The organism is Pseudomonas sp. IPO3749 (assembly GCF_013386605.1).
Lineage (GTDB): Bacteria > Pseudomonadota > Gammaproteobacteria > Pseudomonadales > Pseudomonadaceae > Aquipseudomonas > Aquipseudomonas azotoformans_A.
Window position 1 is genome coordinate 42,012 of the sequence record NZ_JACARN010000070.1, and the last position, 16,283, is coordinate 58,294.

Here is a 16,283-nt window from a genome sequence, read left to right on the forward strand (position 1 = left end):
ATTAAAGAGATTTCTCGGCCGACTGGCCTTACACAATGGGTTCTGGAGAACCGCAGGGAATGGTGAGAACTTTTTCCAACGTCTGTGTCACTCCCACATCCCGCAAGCTGTTGTAGCACCATTCAAACGCCGCCACGAACTCGGGAGAGTTAGGAATCTGCACACCAAAAATCTCCTCAACTGTCAGCAATCGCTGAGTGATTAATGCATCATCGGCCACCAATACCTGACAAAACGCCGCCCGCGGATCCGCAATCAAGTAGATATTGCCATTCTCCTCCACCCCTTTCAAATACATAGCCCAGGCCGCCACCACCAGCGCCGCGCGCCGGGTATCCCGGCCCTCGGCAATCAAGCGGTTGATGGTCGGCACGGTGAACTTTGGAAGCTTCGACGAGCCATCCGAACACACCCGCTCCAGCTGATCGGCAATCGCCCGATTGGAGAAGCGTGAGACCAGGGTGTTCTGGTATTCGGTCAGGTCGATTCCCGGCACCGGCGCCAACTGCGGGGTCACATCCAGCTCCATGTAAGCGCGTATGTAGCGTACGAATAGCGAGTCATTCATGGTCTCATGGACGAACCGGTAACCCTTCAGGAACCCCAGATACGTCAGGGCCAGATGGCTGCCGTTGAGCAGCTTGATCTTCATCTCTTCGTAAGGCGTGACATCGTCGGTAAATTGCACACCGACCTTTTCCCAGGCCGGGCGCCCGTTGACGAACTTGTCTTCCAGCACCCATTGCGCAAAGGGTTCACAAACCACCGGCCAGGTGTCGTCAACACCGTGCTGGTCGGCCAGTTGCAGGCGATGTTCAACGCTGGTCATCGGCGTGATGCGGTCGACCATGGCGTTGGGGAAGCTGACGTTAGCCGCGATCCAGCCCGTTAGATCGGCATCGAGCAAAGCGGCAAAGGCCAGCAAAGCCTTGCGGGTCACGGCGCCGTTGTGCGGCAGGTTATCGCAGGACATCAAGGTGAAGGCTGGCGTGCCGGCGGCACGGCGTTTGGCCAGAGCGGCGCAGAGAAAGCCGAACACCGTTTTCGGGGCCGCCGGGCTGCTCAGGTCGTGCTGAATCTGCGGCAGATCGGCCATGAATTCGCCGTTGCTGTCGTCGATGCAATAACCGCCTTCGGTAATGGTCAGCGACACGATGCGGATTTGCGGGTCGGCGAGTTTTTCGATCAGTGCCTGGGCATTGTCCTCAGCCAACAGCATGTCGCGAATCGAGCCGATTACCCGCACTTCGGTGGCGTCGTTGTCTCCCAGTTCGAACAGGGTGAACAGACAGTCCTGGCCGTGCAGGTGGTCGTGGGCACGACGGTCTTCGCCGCGCAGGCCGACGCCGCAGATTGCCCATTCGAGGCCTTCGCCCAGGTTCATCAGCGCATCGGTATAATACGCCTGGTGGGCGCGATGGAAGCCGCCGACGCCGATATGGGCGATGCCCTGACGGGTGTCGCTCAGGTTGTAGGCGGGCAGAATCACCTCTGGGGCGAAACGGTTGAGGTTTTTTTTAGTGAGTTTCATACAGGATCCCTGAAATCAGGCGGCAGCGCGCAGTGGTCGGGTAACAGCCACGCCGTTGCCATCGAACAAATGGCAGTGGTCGGCATTCAAATGCAGGCTCAATGTTTCGCCGTAGCGGCTGGCTAGGTCGCCAAGCACGCGCATGGTCAAGGCCTCGCCGGACGCCGTGCGCATGTGGCAGAACGTGTCGCTGCCCAGATGTTCACCGACGTCGGCAGTGACCTGCAAGGTGCAGTCACCAGGCATGGCCAGTTCTAAATGCTCCGGGCGAATACCTTGAGTCACCGCGCCACTGACGCTCAGGCTGGCGCAGCTCACTCGCAATGTGATGCGGGTGCCGGCATCCAGCAAAACTTCACAGCCCTGGCGCTCGACAAGGCTGACGCTGCTCTTGAGAAATCCCTTTTTCGGCGTGCCGAGAAAACCGGCGACGACCAGGTTGGCCGGCTGATGGTAACGATCCAGACGCAAGCTGACCTGCTCGATCCTGCCACCATTGAACACCACTACCTTATCGGCCATGGTCATCGCTTCGACCTGATCGTGGGTCACGTAGATCATGGTCGCTTGCAAATCCTTGTGCAGGCGTAGCAGTTCAAGGTGCATCTGCACCCGCAGCGTGGCGTCAAGACTGGACAGTGGTTCATCGAACAGGAAAATTTTCGGGTTGCGCACGATGGCCCGGCCAATCGCAACGCGTTGCCGCTCGCCACCGGACAGTTGCTTCGGCTTAAGCTCAAGCATCGGCCCGAGTTCGAGAATACGTGCCGCTTCACTGACTTTTTTTAACACTTCGGCTTTTGGCACCCCGGCTAGGTCGAGGGCAAAGGACATGTTCTTGCGCACGCTCATGTGCGGATACAGGCCGTAGGCCTGGAACACCATCGCTAGGTCGCGCTTGGCCGGGCTGACTTCGGTGATGTCGCGGCCAAGCGCGATGGTGCCGCCGCAGACTTCCTCAAGGCCGGCAATCAGCCGCAACAGGGTGGGCTTGCCGCAGCCCGCGGGGGCGACGAAGACCACAAACTCCTTGTCGGTCACTTCCAGGCCGATGCCCTTGATGATAGAAAAGCCTTCGAAACGTTTTTGCAGATTCTTGATTTTCAGTTTGGCCATGGTGGGCCTCCATTTGAACTTATTTGGTGCGCCGTGCAGGATTTTTGTGGGGGCGAGCCTGCTCGCGACTATCCTTCAGACAACGGGTTATCATTGACATCTATTGCGAGCAAGCCCATTCCCACAAGGGGATTTATGAACAGCGGGCTTATTTCACTGCGCCGAAGGACAAACCGCGCACCAGCTGTTTCTGGCTGATCCAGCCAAAATTCAGGATCGGCGCGCAAGCCAGGGACGACACGGCGGACAACTTGGCCCAGAACAAGTCTTCGGGGCTGGAGTTGGAGGCGATCAGCGCAGTTAACGGCGCAACGGCCAACGAAGTCAGGCTCAGCGACTAAAATGCCTCGTTCCAGCACAGGATCAGCGACAGCAACACGGTGGAGGCCAGGCCGCCCTTGGCAATCGGCAGCAGAACGCGGACCATCTCCTGCCAGAGTGTGCGCAATCCAGGGGGCAGCTTCGAGGATGTCCTTGAAGTAGGTGTAAACCATCCACACCACAATCGGCAGGTTGATCGGGTCGTAGGGGGTCAGCGAAAAGTACAGGGTCATGCCCAGCGGCACGATCATCCACAACAGCAACAAGGCCACCGAGGGACTGACCAGAAACCGGCCAAGTTTGGCCACGCGACTTAATATCCGGGTGAGCTTTGGCATTTGAAATATTCATGGCGTAAGAACCGAGTCGTGTAGACCAGTGAAGTTCCAATGTGGGAGCGGGACTGCGTGGTTATTTCGGGTACCCGGCGCGCTTCATCTCCCGTTCGGTGGCCTGCTGGGCAGCGGCCAGGGCCTGGTCGATCAGCGCCGAGAACAACAATTTGCCGACCTAGATGCCAATGCCCAGGAACTCCGGGATGATCACTAACTGAATGCCGATGTACTGCACCGGTTTGGCGCTCGGCTTGCTCGGGGCCGCGGCTATGAGCAACTCCAGCGTGACTCTGACAAATGGCGCGGCGTTCAAGCACGCCTCGCTGTAGGCCGAGGCTCGGCTACCGGGCGGCTCGTTGGCGACGCCATCTTTTCCGCGACCAACGCCCCGAACTCCTTGAACGTAGCCCAGGCACTGAAGGTTTTTGCCGCCTCCTTGGCCTTGTAGCTGGTAGGGATCGCCAATGCCCAGAAGTACAACCAGGCCGAGCCTTTGTCGGTAACCTCGTGGGGCGCATGTCTCAAGCCGACGTGGTCGCTGACCTTGCTTTGGTTCTTGTCGGTGACGAACGAGCCGGCGACACTGGCATCGACCCAGATTACGCATTTTTCGCTGTTGAACAGCGCAAGGTTTTCGTTGAGACCGTTGCTTGACGCCACCTGTGTACCGGATTTTTTCATGGTGTTGACGTTGTTTTCGTATCTTTCGACGGTTGGCAGAATATGCGCTAATTACAGACTTCAATTGCGGGCAAAACAAATCATCCTTCGCATTTAGATTGATATTATTTTGCACTTAATTTTACAGCGAACGACACAGGGAAGGGCTGTACAGCGATGACAGACGATCGAATTCGTATAGGTTATCGGGTTGAAATACAGCACTCGTGGGAGCGAACTCAACTTTGGTTTTGCTCGGTCAACCGCTGCACCACCAACCGCCGGTAATGCGAAGGCGTCATGCCCTTCTGCTGCTGAAAGCGCCGGTTGAAATTGGAGATATTGTTGAAGCCTGATTCGAAGCACACGTCAGTCACCGATTTAACGCCATCGGCCAGTAGCTCGCAAGACTTGCTGATTCGCAGGCGATTGACAAACTCGATGAAACAGCGCCCGGTGGCCTGCCTGAACACCCGGCTGAAGTAGGTCGGTTTCATGCCCAGGTGCTCAGCCACTTCCTCCAGCGGCAGATCCCGGGCGTAATGGGCAAAGATGTAATCCACCGCTCGATTGGTACGATCGATGTGGTGCTCGTCGGCCAATTGCAGCGTCGTCGCACCTGATAAAAGTTGATAATCTTCGCAGGCGGCGAGCAACTCCAGGAGCATGAAAAAGTGTCCGAGGCGGGTCATACCTCGGGTGCTGGCAATGCATTGCATCAGGTCCATCGCCATGCCAATCGTGTGCTTGCAACGAAACTCGATGCCGTACTGCGCACGCTTCAACAGCGGCACCAGGATCTTGAGCTCGGCAAACACCTGATGGCCTTTGTCGAACAGTTCATCGGAAAAGTTGACCAACATGTCGCGCTTGGGCACCACTTCACCTTCGACAATCTGGCTGATCCAGTTGTGAGGTAGGTTGGGGCCAGTCAGGAACAGGGTTTGCGGATAGAAATTGCCGATGTAATCGCCGATGAACACCTTGCCGGAACTCGCGACTATCAGGTGCAGTTCGTACTCCTTGTGGAAATGCCAACGCACCAGCGGGCAGGGAAATCCGTGCTGGCGATAGATGATGGACAACCCGTTGTGGTCGTCCATCAGCTCGAAGGAAGGGTCAGTAATTTTCGCTGAGCGGTTCACATTAGACTGCTTTTTGTTTTATTGCATCTTACAAGGTCTATTTTCGCGACAGTTATAGCCACACCATTCATCCAATCGCGCATATGCCACAGAGTAACAACGCTTAGCCTAACGGGCTAACAAGCATGATAAACTATAGGAGAGCCTCTAGGGATAGCCTGAAACAGCCAAGCATTTCTAGCTTTCTTCAGATACCGTCAGCTTTGAACACAACGATGGATCAAAGACGATCAGATCACCGGTTAATTTCTGGATTTTTTAGCCACCGCAAGCGCCTCGTAGACACACCTCACCAACACCCGCCAGTAAATATCTACGCTTTATCAACAGACTCGACAACATGAACGGCGGCACCAACAGTGCCGCAGCTTTGCCCATACCACGAAAAAGCTCCTCACATGACTGAATTAGCACCTAATTGCCCAGAACGGAGCTCAACCTTCGCTCTGACGGCACTAGCTTTGCTTCTTTGATTTAGCATTTGGTTTCGTACGGAATACAGCGTTTGCCCAGCTTCCCGTACACGCCACGCCGGGCGTCAATCTACCACATGGCGACCTTAACGCTCAGAGCGCGCTCTACTCCGGTTCCAGCAACCGACGGAAGTTGAAAATAATAATTTCATACGCGCCTCCTTCAACGCCAGAACGCTGTAGCCGACCAGTTTTGCATCAAATGAATACGCAGCATCGTCATCAGGGGATAGGTCGGACGCTAACCACTCCCCTTCGGATGATGCGGCTCGATCAGGGCAAATAAATCCTTACACAGGACGATCCTATCCATCTCGGCGGGAATAATACTTTGCGGCCTGCTTGCGCACTCCAAAGTACTCGGCAGGGGCAAAGGCAATTTGCTTCATCGGAGTGGTAGCGGGTGAAGCTCCGCCATTTTGCCAAGCTCAAGAAATCTTCATCAGAGTTCCCCTAGGAACCTGCCGTCCAATACTTGGGCACGTCATCGCATTTTTCAACCGACGATCAACGGGACTTACTATTTCCTCGCGGCGTCTAATCTTATTTGCAAAAAACTCTGATTGCGCGCATTAGCTCCAGCAAAAGCCGCGCTTGGGCGCGGAAATCCGCACGTTAGCTAGATGTCAGTATTCGACCAGTATAGCTCGCGACAAACGCATGCCGCAGAAGAGATCGCAGATCATCCTCCACTACATTGAACCATCGCACTATACCTTAGCCCCCGAGCAACGCCAGCAGATCAGCAACAAGCTGATCATGCGTCCGCAACCGGACGAAGACATTTCCTTGCACGGGATGACGAAGGAGCAGGGCCTGTATAAGGGCATGCAATTATGGAGCGGCTCCAATTCCACAACTACAAAATAGTATCAGTTTTCGTGCTCATACTTAGTAGCAGTTATCTTTTACACGATGAGATCCTTGCAGTATTACCTGCCGATTTCGCTACAGCCTCTTCGGCGTTGTTTAACTTACAAATACAATAAAGGAAAGCGTTATGGCCACTCGCCAAGCGTCCCGAGGGCTGCTGTTCGGCATGCCTATATGTCTTATCTGGGGTTACGTCGCCATTGCCCTATTTATGTCTGGGGATGGCATTGAACTCGCCTTCCTGTCTCGTTACATTGTCGATCTCGGCTTCTCCCCCACCCGAGCATCCTTTCTTTTTACTGTTTATGGTCTGCTCGCCGCTTTGTCCAGCTGGAGTTCCGGCGTGCTGGCCGAAACCTTCGGTCCGCGTCGAATCATGTTGATCGGCGTCGTGGCCTGGCTGATCTTCCATGCGCTATTTCTGACGCTCGGCCTGAGCGCACAGAACTACCCATTAATGGTGCTTTTTTATGGAATTCGTGGGCTTGCTTACCCCTTGTTCATCTACGCATTCCTGGTCTGGATTGCTCAAGTGACGCCCGGGGCCCGCCTTGCTTCAGCGATGGGTTGGTATTGGACCATGTATTCCATCGGTATCGGTTTTCTCGGGATGTATCTGCCGAGCCTGAGCATTTCGCGGATTGGCTTTATCGGTACACTTTGGATGGCAACATTGTGGGTCGCGCTGGCTGCGGTATTGATTGTGTTCGTAGTTGAGGATCAAGGCAAGGCACGGGAAGGCACGCCGGCAAGCTTCGCCGACCGTTTGCGCGACCTGAGCCGAGGGGTGACCATCCTCTTCGATCAACGCAGCATTTTGATTGCAGCCATTGTACGGGTCATCTGCAACCTGACCTTGTTTGGATTCCCTGTGATTATGCCGCTTTACCTCACTTCGGAAGCCGTAGGCTTCACCATGGAGCAATGGTTGTATCTGTGGGGGCTGATGTTCGTTGTCACCATTTTCACTAACGTGATGTGGGGATGGATCGGGGACCGAATCGGCTGGCTATGGCAGATGCGTTGGTTCGGCTGTGTTGGCTGCGCGCTGGCGACCCTGGCTTTCTATTACTTGCCTCTGATGTATGGCGCTCACTTCGGACTGGCCAGTACCGCCGCAATTGCACTGGGTATTTGCGTCTCAGCGTTCGTTCCCATTGGACCTGTATTTCTTGCCATTGCCCCGGAACAGCAAGGGGCGGCTATGTCCGCCCACAACCTCGCCGCTGGAATGTCGAACTTTATGGGGCCGGCCATTGCAACGCTAACGATTTCCTGGCTTGGAGTCCAAGGGGTGGTGTGGGTCTATGCTTTGCTGTATCTGGTGGGCGCGGTATTGACATGTTGTATTCGAATCGACCAGCCAAAGCTTCAGACGGACGAGGAGCCAGCCCGTCATTTTTCAACTCACGCCACTGCCAACGAAGTTATTTTAACGAGGAAATAGTGCCAAGCAGTTATAATCTTCAATAAACAGAGCTAAAAAGAAGAGAAGAGTTATATTGACCTAGCTGCAATTATGAAGACACTAGTAAATACTATATCTATGCGACGTGATGGCAAAAACTTATGCACCCAACAATCACGCCTTACGCGATTAAACCGGTTGCCATTTGTGCGGCAACAACTAATCGATCTCACACGCCAATTGAGAGGCAGGCGTGTGAGCCATAAGCATATGGATGATACTCACTCACGAAGGACTTCAATCAACTTGCCGCAAAACGTCGCAAAGTCGAAAGTTCGTCTGAATGCATCAGTATTTTCGAAAAACAGGTTTGATAGCATCTCGACGAGCGTGCTCGCTGGCTTTTCTGTTTTGAGCGCGCAGCTCGCCCGCCCCATCAGCTGTTTTCGAGCCATCCACGGTTTTGCTGGGCGTACAGTGTGGTCAACTGAGCCGTATTCTTCGTCAGGTAAGAAAGCTTCGGACAAGTTGATCAAGAACATTTGTCGTCCGTTCCACCCAACCCAACGAGCCATCGCAGCGACGCCCGGGCCGACGGTTTTATGTCGCCATCGCCAACAAATGTAGTCACTAAGGTGCGTTTCGTGTTCAGCTGGATATTCAACATTACTTCGTCAAGGATGAGCGAGCATTTCTGCCCACCTGTAGCTCCTACGGTGAGGTAAACAACCAAGGGGGCACTCTATTGACTGATCACGCACTCATAAATATCCATTGCTGATGGTGATTTACAGCAGCCTACTTCAAAAGGCCTCCGTCACCACCGCATCACGTCAAAGGTCGCGTCGCGAAGTCGAAAAAACCACTGATTTTAGGTGTCAATCTGCGGTCGGGTGTGAAGAGTAAATGCAAGGGCCGACTCGGCGGCGGGTAGTCGGGCGGCAACGCGATCAGTTCACTTTGCTGCTATGATTTGCGCATAAGCTCCACGGGTTGAAGCATTCTGCCCAATCCGGCCAGCGCACAGAAGTGGCTCGCCGCGATAAACCGGCTGCCCACCGGAACAGTAACCTTCCCTTCAGCTGCGTTAAACATCCAATGGGTACGCAGCTCAATATATGAAAACCCCGGGCACTCATGGGACTGAGGGTCCCACGGTATTTCAATCGCAGGCTTGCCTTTCGAGTAAGACGGCACGCCACACAGAATGAACCTTTAGGGCGTCGACGGCCTACGACCAGGCCGCTGTCCGAGAGCCACCCATCGGCCGCCCCCCCCTTCTTTGATCTATTGCCATGCCGACTGGACAGAACAATAACGACTGGAAGCAGGGGTTTTCACCACCTCGCCTGAACGCATGATCGCGCCCGCGTCAACATGGCGCCTACCAGCAGATTGATTTCGGAAAGCCGGAGGGGGATTGAGCGGGCCACGGCCCAAGGATCACCCTACTTTCACACGTCGTAAGCCTGAGGCAGGCTTTGTGAACGTCGACATGGCGCTTGCGGAGCCATGCTTTTTGATCATGCCACGAACGATTGGCGAGACGTCATTCAATTCAAAATTGATGTTTCAACGGCGATTTTCACAGGGAAGTACAGCGATTGGCTGGGCAGTCTGCAATGGATGAGCCATGCCATCAATGACGCGGCGCTGCATGTTTACAGGAAAGCCGAACCAGGCAACCTTCAAGAATCCGGAGAAATTCCCGTCGATCTGTTGGCGCTTCTGGACACTCCCTGAGTCAAGCCCGAGCCCTCTCCTAAAAGCAGCGCGGTCGCAAGAAAAGTCCGCGACAACACCTTGTACGCCAAGAGTGCGACGCTCTATTGCCCAGCTGAATGCTCCTTTTTATCAACCGGGATTTTTTTGAGCCACTGTAGTGGCCAATCCATCCCGGACACAGTTTTGAGTTTTTCTTCAGCTTTCGCCGGAGCCAGTCCATCGTTGAAATGATGAAGTCGGATCCAGTTTTAGTGGCTCATCAGGTATTGGCCAATGTCTCGTTGAGCTTGCTGCCCGGTCAGGTAGCCCGTGGTCGGTATCCACACTGATTTCAAGCTGCGAAATACGCGCTCCATCGGTGCATTTTCCCAGCAGTTGCCTCGGCGGCTCATGCCCTGGCGAATGCGGTAGCGCCACAGTCTCTGGCGGAACTGGCGGCTGCCATATTGCGATCCCTGATCGGAGTGGAACATTAGCCCCTGAGGCTTTCCACGTTGTTCGTAAGCGACATCCAGCGCTTTGACCACCAGGCCTCCATCCGGCTTTTCTGATAAGGCCCAGTCAACCACTCTGCGTGCATAGAGATCCAAGACAACTGCCAGATAGTGCCATTTGCCCTGTGCCCAGACGTAAGTGATGTCTCCACACCAGACCTGATTTGGCGCTTCGACATCAATCGCTCGGTTCAAGGTATTCGGAATATCTGGCCGCTCCGCTGTGGCCATTTTGTATGCATGTGATCCTGGCTGCTTGCTGATCAACGCCAGCTCACGCATCAGGCTGCGTACCTTGAACCGCCCGATTTGCTTACCCTCTTCTTGCATCATTGCCATGATGGTACGGCTGCCGGACGCACTTCGACTTCTCGTGAACAACTCATTCACTCGACTGGGCAACCGCAGTCGCTCAACGTCCGGAGTTCGCCTTAATTAACGGGCTCATGATCGCTGAGCTGGCGGATCAGCGCGTACGCTCGAGATCTTCCGACATCAAGAGCGCGGTAGCCTTTTTTAGTATCGATTTCTCGCGTTCAAGGCGCGTGATCCAGGCTTCCAACTCTTAAATTTTTTGCTGCTCTGGCGTCAACGCTTTGCTGGCCGGCGTAACGCCGCCGCGCTCCTGCTGAAGCTAATTACCCCATCGGCGCAGTGCCGACTCGACCAAACCGAGCGAACGGGCCGCCTCGGCATGGCTGTAACCTTGATCGAGCACCAAGCAGGCAGCTTCGCGCTTGAACTCAGGGGTAAAGGTACGGTGCTGCTTGGTCATCGGAAACCTCTCTGTGGCGAGCATTCTTGCCTAAATGGGTGTCCGGGGTTAGTAGACCGCTACAACCAGCCTCGTCAAAATTATCGCTCTCCTGAGCATTTAAGCCAGCATGACCTACTTGTCACATGTCGTTAGCCGAGAAGTGGCTTGTGTTCACGCGAAGCTCAACATATCGTCAAACGCTGATAGCCATCGCGAAGCGCGTCGATGGTCAGAATCCGCCGCTTTGCGAGAGCCTGGAGTCTCGCGTTTCAAAAAGGGGGCTAGCCCGAAGTTGCTGACTGATACCTTAGGAAATATAGCGGTAGTAATCTCACAAATCTTTCACATCGAAGCGAATATCGTTATCTGAGTTCCGAGCCCCCCCCCCCTTTAAGACCGCTCCTCCCATCGCGGGCATTTCTTTGTCTGAAATTCGCCAAAGGCGCTTGTGGCCAGGTGATCTAAGCTTCATCAATGAATAGGTCAGGCTCCCCTGAATACTCACCGCACGGCATCCCTTTGTAATGGTCAAGCCGAACTCTAGACTGGCGGTCCTAGCTTGTTGGGTGTCACTAGATAATAATCGCTATACTTAACAATGCCTTAACATTGGATGGCTGTAATGCAATCTCCTTTGGAAGCATCCCTTTTGCCCGTTCCCGCGGGCTTTTTTTTGAGCTCTATTAGTAAATGCACGAGCAAACCGTCTTGCAGGATTAAGCCGGAAGCCACCTTTGCGGCGGCAGCGCTGCAATCTCACCTGTCCGCTGCGTAGGCGGGCGTGTCGGTACATCCTTCAGGTAGGCATCGGGATCATGCCCACTGCTCCGCACCGATTGAATCAAACTTATGATCGCATCGCCGCGTTTGCCGCTGCGTAGCGACCCTGCAAAGAGCCAGGCCTTACGCCCCGGCGCCCAAGGCAGTACCTGGTTCTTACACCAATTATTATCAATGGGCACGGCCCGGTCATCGCGGTAGCGCCATAGCGCCATCCAGCGTTTCAAGCTGTTATCCAAGGCTTTGCCATTGGTCGAACCGTTGTGAACGGTATCGCGCAGGGCAACCATCAAGGCACACAACACACCCATCACCGGAACTGCCTTTTCTTGCAGTATTCGGCGGCATATGTCCGACTCCAGACCCTTGATTTCCTCCTCGCTCTATTACAGCGGCTGCATGTAACGCAACTTGCAGCGACTCCAGTTCCGCCTCAATGGCAGCGAAATCGGTATCGATCAGATCGTCTGAGTCAACCAACCTGTTCCGGGCTCATTTGCTCCTTACGTTTGGAGAACTTGGAGTGCTTGAGCTGGGCGATCTCGTGGCTGAATTTTTCGATCACCGTTTTGTCGTGATCGCTCTTCTTGTCCATGACCTGGGAGGTCTTGCCCATCGTTTCGAACTGCTCGTCGAGCCCCGAGACGCGTTGCAGCAAATGCTCCGCAAATGCACGCAATTGTTCGGGGTTCAGTTGGTAGAGGTAGGGGATCAAAGTTATGCAGCCGATCTTGCCAGATCAGCGTAAACACAACGATAGCCTGATCAGACAATTACGCAACCGGACAGGGCATGGTTCAGCTTAGAGGATGGAAATTGCGTTTCCGAGGCCAACTCTCTGCCTTGGCAGACCCAGTATCAAAGCGTGCAGCTGTCAGGTGCTCAGCTCCATTTGTGAACCGTGAGGCATACCAGACCAAGCGAGTTTGCCCAGGTGGAGCCGCCGTGCCGCCAACCCGATGCCCAATCCGTTGCGCACCAGGTCTTTCATGCGGTTAGCGCGGCAATTGGCGAACAGATAAGCATAGTGCGGTTGCGCCGCACCGAACACTGAAATCACTCGGGCACTGACGGCGCCGGTGCCTGCATGCATGTCCATCGGCTCGGTGGTGAGCCAGGTGATACCGATGCGAATCATCGCAACAGCTCTCGAAGAAAATTCGTGCAGGTGGCAGCTTTTTCCACTGGCCAATTCATCTTTATGGGAGTGCGCGGTGCAGGATTGGAAAACTGATACCGGACGGCTGAGCACGCGTTCCAGCATCAAGCATCTGAGGATGCAGCGGGATGAACGTAGGCTGAAGAGCCAAGGCTTTTTGATTCTACAACCGAATCCATTTGTGGACGACGTTGGCATTGAGGCTGTAGCTCAAGACGATGTTTGCGGTGGAGGCCTGGATTCGGAGCACTTCCAATGACCTGGGCTTTGAAAGATTTGCTGTAGGTACGGCGTTGAGGGCGCATAAAAAATTCGCTTGATGGATCAAATATAATGTCCACTTAAGTGGACACCAAGGCTTTCGGCGGTTGTGTCAGGAAGATGTTTTGGTCGGACGGATACCTCTATTTACCGTTCTCATCCCAATAGATCGTGGGGGCTCCGCTTTGACTGCGCTAGTCATGTCCAGGCAGTGACAGCGGGCTGATAAGACAGTACTCGATTGCAGGATAAACCTTCTCCATTCATTCCCAGTAACATATCCCGCAAGCCCCATATCGTCCGCTACACCATGTCTTTGCTTTTTGCGGCTGGGTAGAGGACTTGGTCGGACGGCTACGTATTTCCTGCTGAAACAGAATCATAGTTGCGCGAGGGTTTACTCGATCTCGTGCCCCCCCCATAAAATGACCGATCCGTGATATCCGCCCATTGCTGCGGGGCCGCTCATTCTGCGCGCTATCATCGCGCTCCGAGTACCAGTTGCCGACTCTGTCTCGCACCCTGGATGGACCCTCAGAGAAAGTGTCCATCGACGCCCTCCAGAGCAGCGTGAGTACGATCGACGATGGACTCGACATGGCGTATGGCAGCCAGCAAGCGCTATCGAGCCGCATCGACGCTGTGTAAAGCAGGACAACGCAGGCCCAAGAAGCTGCAACTTACGTCATTCGTTCATTCGAAACTGCTGGCGATCTCTTGGTAGTGGAAGCCAACCTTGAGTCGCTTGACGGCAAACTGCAGAAAATGAGCATACCTCAGGCTCAAGCGATCCCAACCGCCCTCAAAGCCCCTCCCTATAAATCGAAACTCGCACCGATAAAAGCCCCGCCCATCCTGCAAGACCCTCAGCCTTCAGCTGGTCGGTCTCGAACACCGAGGCGCAGGCCCCTTCCTGTCTATTACCCCCACCGGAAGCACGCGATTGATTCATATCTACCTGACTCGGCCAGGCGAGGTGATCAGTGACAGCACCTGACGCCTCAAGGTAGTAGATGAGCGAAGAGAAAACCTTCGACGCCGGCGGGACAACCAGAACCCAGTGCATCCGGCCATGAGTACAGCGTCATGAAGCTACCGATCGTTCGAACCATCATCTACATCAAGCATTTACTGCAGTGGGCATTGGGCCCACACGATACGTATCGCACCATGGGTGGCGACCGCTAGTGTTCAACAGTTCACTACCAAAAGCACGCTGTCCCCGGACAACCTTCATGATCAATCAGCGCCGGAGTGGGGCATGGCTGAGGCATCAATTTAATAGAGTGCCGATGTCCGGAATGTGGGGTCAAGTCCACTTCGATGATCCGATAGAACCCCGGCATCGCCTCCAATCGGTCAAATTCCACTGTACGAATTTCCGTAAGAATAAAACGGGCCGGCGGGGTTTATCCAGTGGCGGTTTTTTCCTAAAGTGCGCCACAGCACACGCAGAGTCGCCCACGGGAGCTCGTACCAGAGTGGCCACGAATGGACTGTAGGGCATTAGCTTAAGTGCCGGCAGGCAAAACGCAGATAGCTAATCGCGGGATTTTTTTAAGCCAAAGTGGCGCCGATTGGTCAGCGAGTTTTGTCAGAAATTTGCTATAGGTATAACCGAACAGACGCCTACTATTACCCACCTCGCCGCCTGGCGAGGCGCCATTATCCAGGAGACCCTAACCCTCTTACCTTACCTGTACACCTGAATAAACCGAACTTCGCTGCGAACTGAATTCAATTTAGCGCCTCACTGTGCGCGTCATTTGAGAAGACCGATGAATACAATTCCTAAGTTGGCTGCTGTGCTTATTTGCACATTCCCTATCTTCGCCCACGCTTCCGATGGCGCCGAAGCCTTGGAACGCTTTCACGAAAGAACCCGGGCGATGTTCGCCAGGCAACTTGAAGACACCCAGCAACAACCAGCTCAACAACAAGATGTTAGTAAACAGGAAGTCAGCAAACAGGAAGTCAGCAAACAGGAAAAGGAAAAGAAACAGGCCCCCGGCATAAATCCATTCAACGACAGACTTCCCAGCCACTAACACTATTATTCCATACACTATGAGTTAGGATGATCCTGTGCGCGTCAATTCAGCCAGCATTCCCGTAATCATCACCACCGCGCTGTTGCTCAGTGCTTGCAACCAAAAACCCAACCCGCCCACCACCAACAGTGCCCCAGTCGTCGAGGCCAAACACGTCAGCCTGCAGAAGGTCATGACCTGGGACAGCTTCAATGGTCGGGTTAGCGCCGTGGAAACCGTGGCCATCCTGCCACGGGTGGATGGTTATATAACTCAAGTGGGCTACCGCGAGGGTAGCGAGGTGAAAAAGGGCGACCTGCTATTCGTGATCGACCAGCGTCCCTACCGCTCCGCGCTGGACAGCGCCCGAGCCCAACTAGAACGGGCCCGCGCCGCGCTGGCCTTCGCCGACCAGCAGGACGGACGGGCCCAACAACTGCTCAAGAGCAATGCGGTATCCCGAGAAGAAGCTGAGCAGAAGCATACCGCCCACGAGCTAGGTCTGGCGGAGGTGCACGCCGCCGAGGCGGCGGTGGCCAATGCCACGCTGAACCTGCAGTTCACCGAGGTGCGCGCTCCCATCGATGGCCGCACCAGCCGAGCCCAGTTGACCCTTGGCAACTTGGCCGTAGCAAATCAGTCGGTACTGACATCATTGGTGTCGCAAAATCCGGTACATGTCGATTTCGACCCTGACGAACACAGTTACCTCAACTATCAGCAGGCGCTGAAAAACTCTGGAAAGGCCTCAGTGAGGATTGGCCTGGCCAACAGCGAAGACTTCCCGTACCAAGGCGAGCTGAGCTTTATCGACAACCAGGTCAATGCGAGCACTGGTACGGTACATGCCCGCGCGACAGTAAACAATGCCGATCGCCTACTAATTCCGGGCCTGTACGCCAGGGTGCAACTGTCCGTTGGTGAGCCTGCAGTGGCCATGCTAATCCCCGACCGTGCGATCCTGACCGACCAGGACAAGCATTATGTTTACGTCTTAGGCAGGGACAACACGGCGGAAAAACGTTATGTCAAAACCGGAAATCTGATCGACCGGCAACGCGTCATCACAGCTGACCTAGAACCCGACGACAGCGTAATCGTCTCCGGCCTGCAGAACATCCATGCCAGCGGCACGACCGTCATACCCCATGTCATGCCAGCAGACAAAAGCGAACTCAACATTCCCAGCTTCGCGCCAAGCGCTAAGTAACAGTC

At 54.6% G+C, this 16,283-nt stretch carries 12 protein-coding genes and 7 pseudogenes; 7 read left to right on the forward strand and 12 right to left on the reverse strand.

All coding sequences use genetic code 11. The features are described from left to right. Positions 1 to 28: 28 nt before the first annotated feature. From HX812_RS25000 to HX812_RS32170, 7 genes and pseudogenes are all read right to left on the reverse strand, one after another. Entirely contained in the window at positions 29 to 1,531 is a 1,503-nt protein-coding gene (locus HX812_RS25000; RefSeq protein WP_016968898.1) for a mannitol dehydrogenase family protein, read from the reverse strand. A gap of 15 nt (positions 1,532 to 1,546) precedes the next feature. Next, positions 1,547 to 2,647 (reverse strand): ABC transporter ATP-binding protein, encoded by a 1,101-nt coding sequence (locus HX812_RS25005; RefSeq protein ID WP_016978921.1) that lies wholly within the window; start codon positions 2,645 to 2,647, stop codon positions 1,547 to 1,549. A gap of 148 nt (positions 2,648 to 2,795) precedes the next feature. After that, positions 2,796 to 3,174, reverse strand: a pseudogene (locus HX812_RS25010) (carbohydrate ABC transporter permease); the annotation flags it as partial. Continuing rightward, positions 3,169 to 3,306 (reverse strand): annotated as a pseudogene (locus tag HX812_RS32165) (hypothetical protein); the annotation flags it as partial. The pseudogenes HX812_RS25010 and HX812_RS32165, both read right to left, overlap by 6 nt. Positions 3,307 to 3,379: 73 nt before the next feature. Next, a pseudogene (locus HX812_RS25015) lies at positions 3,380 to 3,993 on the reverse strand (sugar ABC transporter substrate-binding protein); the annotation flags it as partial. Positions 3,994 to 4,202: 209 nt separating this feature from the next. Beyond that, positions 4,203 to 5,108 (reverse strand): AraC family transcriptional regulator, encoded by a 906-nt coding sequence (locus HX812_RS25020; protein ID WP_016978922.1) that lies wholly within the window; start codon positions 5,106 to 5,108, stop codon positions 4,203 to 4,205. 598 nt (positions 5,109 to 5,706) lie between these two features. After that, positions 5,707 to 5,970: pseudogene (locus HX812_RS32170) on the reverse strand (IS5/IS1182 family transposase); the annotation flags it as partial. A 205-nt stretch (positions 5,971 to 6,175) separates the two neighbouring features. On the opposite strand from HX812_RS32170, the pseudogene HX812_RS25025 reads away from it, so the two are divergent. Together HX812_RS25025 and HX812_RS25030 are read left to right on the forward strand one after the other, a co-directional pair. Then, a pseudogene (locus tag HX812_RS25025) lies at positions 6,176 to 6,427 on the forward strand (glucose-6-phosphate dehydrogenase); the annotation flags it as partial. A 154-nt stretch (positions 6,428 to 6,581) separates the two neighbouring features. Next, entirely contained in the window at positions 6,582 to 7,901 is a 1,320-nt protein-coding gene (locus HX812_RS25030) for an MFS transporter (RefSeq protein ID WP_016978924.1), read from the forward strand. Positions 7,902 to 8,143: 242 nt separating this feature from the next. Here HX812_RS25030 and HX812_RS25035 read toward each other — a convergent pair whose 3' ends face one another. Then, entirely contained in the window at positions 8,144 to 8,404 is a 261-nt protein-coding gene (locus HX812_RS25035; protein WP_038847194.1) for a hypothetical protein, read from the reverse strand. Between the two features lie 970 nt (positions 8,405 to 9,374). Between HX812_RS25035 and HX812_RS25040 the strand changes: the two genes are divergently transcribed. Next, positions 9,375 to 9,605: a hypothetical protein gene (locus HX812_RS25040; RefSeq protein ID WP_025999951.1), complete on the forward strand. Its 231-nt coding sequence runs from the start codon at positions 9,375 to 9,377 to the stop codon at positions 9,603 to 9,605. A gap of 146 nt (positions 9,606 to 9,751) precedes the next feature. Here the strand turns inward: HX812_RS25040 and HX812_RS25045 are convergent. The 4 genes and pseudogenes from HX812_RS25045 to tnpB all read right to left on the reverse strand — a co-directional run. Beyond that, a pseudogene (locus HX812_RS25045) lies at positions 9,752 to 10,856 on the reverse strand (IS3 family transposase); the annotation flags it as partial. A gap of 698 nt (positions 10,857 to 11,554) precedes the next feature. Next, a pseudogene (locus HX812_RS32175) lies at positions 11,555 to 11,998 on the reverse strand (transposase); the annotation flags it as partial. Between the two features lie 92 nt (positions 11,999 to 12,090). After that, the gene (locus tag HX812_RS32180; RefSeq protein WP_038847190.1) at positions 12,091 to 12,333 is read right to left on the reverse strand and encodes a hypothetical protein; all 243 of its coding nucleotides are present in this window, start codon (positions 12,331 to 12,333) and stop codon (positions 12,091 to 12,093) included. A gap of 159 nt (positions 12,334 to 12,492) precedes the next feature. After that, on the reverse strand, positions 12,493 to 12,756 hold the full coding sequence (tnpB, locus tag HX812_RS25055) for an IS66 family insertion sequence element accessory protein TnpB (RefSeq protein ID WP_016978929.1): 264 nt from the start codon (positions 12,754 to 12,756) through the stop codon (positions 12,493 to 12,495). Here tnpB and HX812_RS25060 point away from each other — a divergent pair. The 4 genes from HX812_RS25060 (at position 12,746) to HX812_RS25075 (ending at position 16,278) form a co-directional block, all read left to right on the forward strand. Then, positions 12,746 to 13,036 (forward strand): hypothetical protein, encoded by a 291-nt coding sequence (locus HX812_RS25060; protein WP_235165458.1) that lies wholly within the window; start codon positions 12,746 to 12,748, stop codon positions 13,034 to 13,036. The genes tnpB and HX812_RS25060 overlap by 11 nt on opposite strands. 503 nt (positions 13,037 to 13,539) lie before the next feature. Further along, positions 13,540 to 13,686, forward strand: coding sequence for a hypothetical protein (locus HX812_RS25065; protein WP_157741979.1), 147 nt, complete (start codon positions 13,540 to 13,542; stop codon positions 13,684 to 13,686). Between the two features lie 1,130 nt (positions 13,687 to 14,816). Then, positions 14,817 to 15,086, forward strand: coding sequence for a hypothetical protein (locus HX812_RS25070; protein WP_016978933.1), 270 nt, complete (start codon positions 14,817 to 14,819; stop codon positions 15,084 to 15,086). A gap of 37 nt (positions 15,087 to 15,123) precedes the next feature. After that, complete coding sequence (locus tag HX812_RS25075) at positions 15,124 to 16,278, forward strand: efflux RND transporter periplasmic adaptor subunit (protein ID WP_016978934.1); 1,155 nt, start codon at positions 15,124 to 15,126, stop codon at positions 16,276 to 16,278. The last annotated feature ends 5 nt before the right edge of the window (positions 16,279 to 16,283 follow it).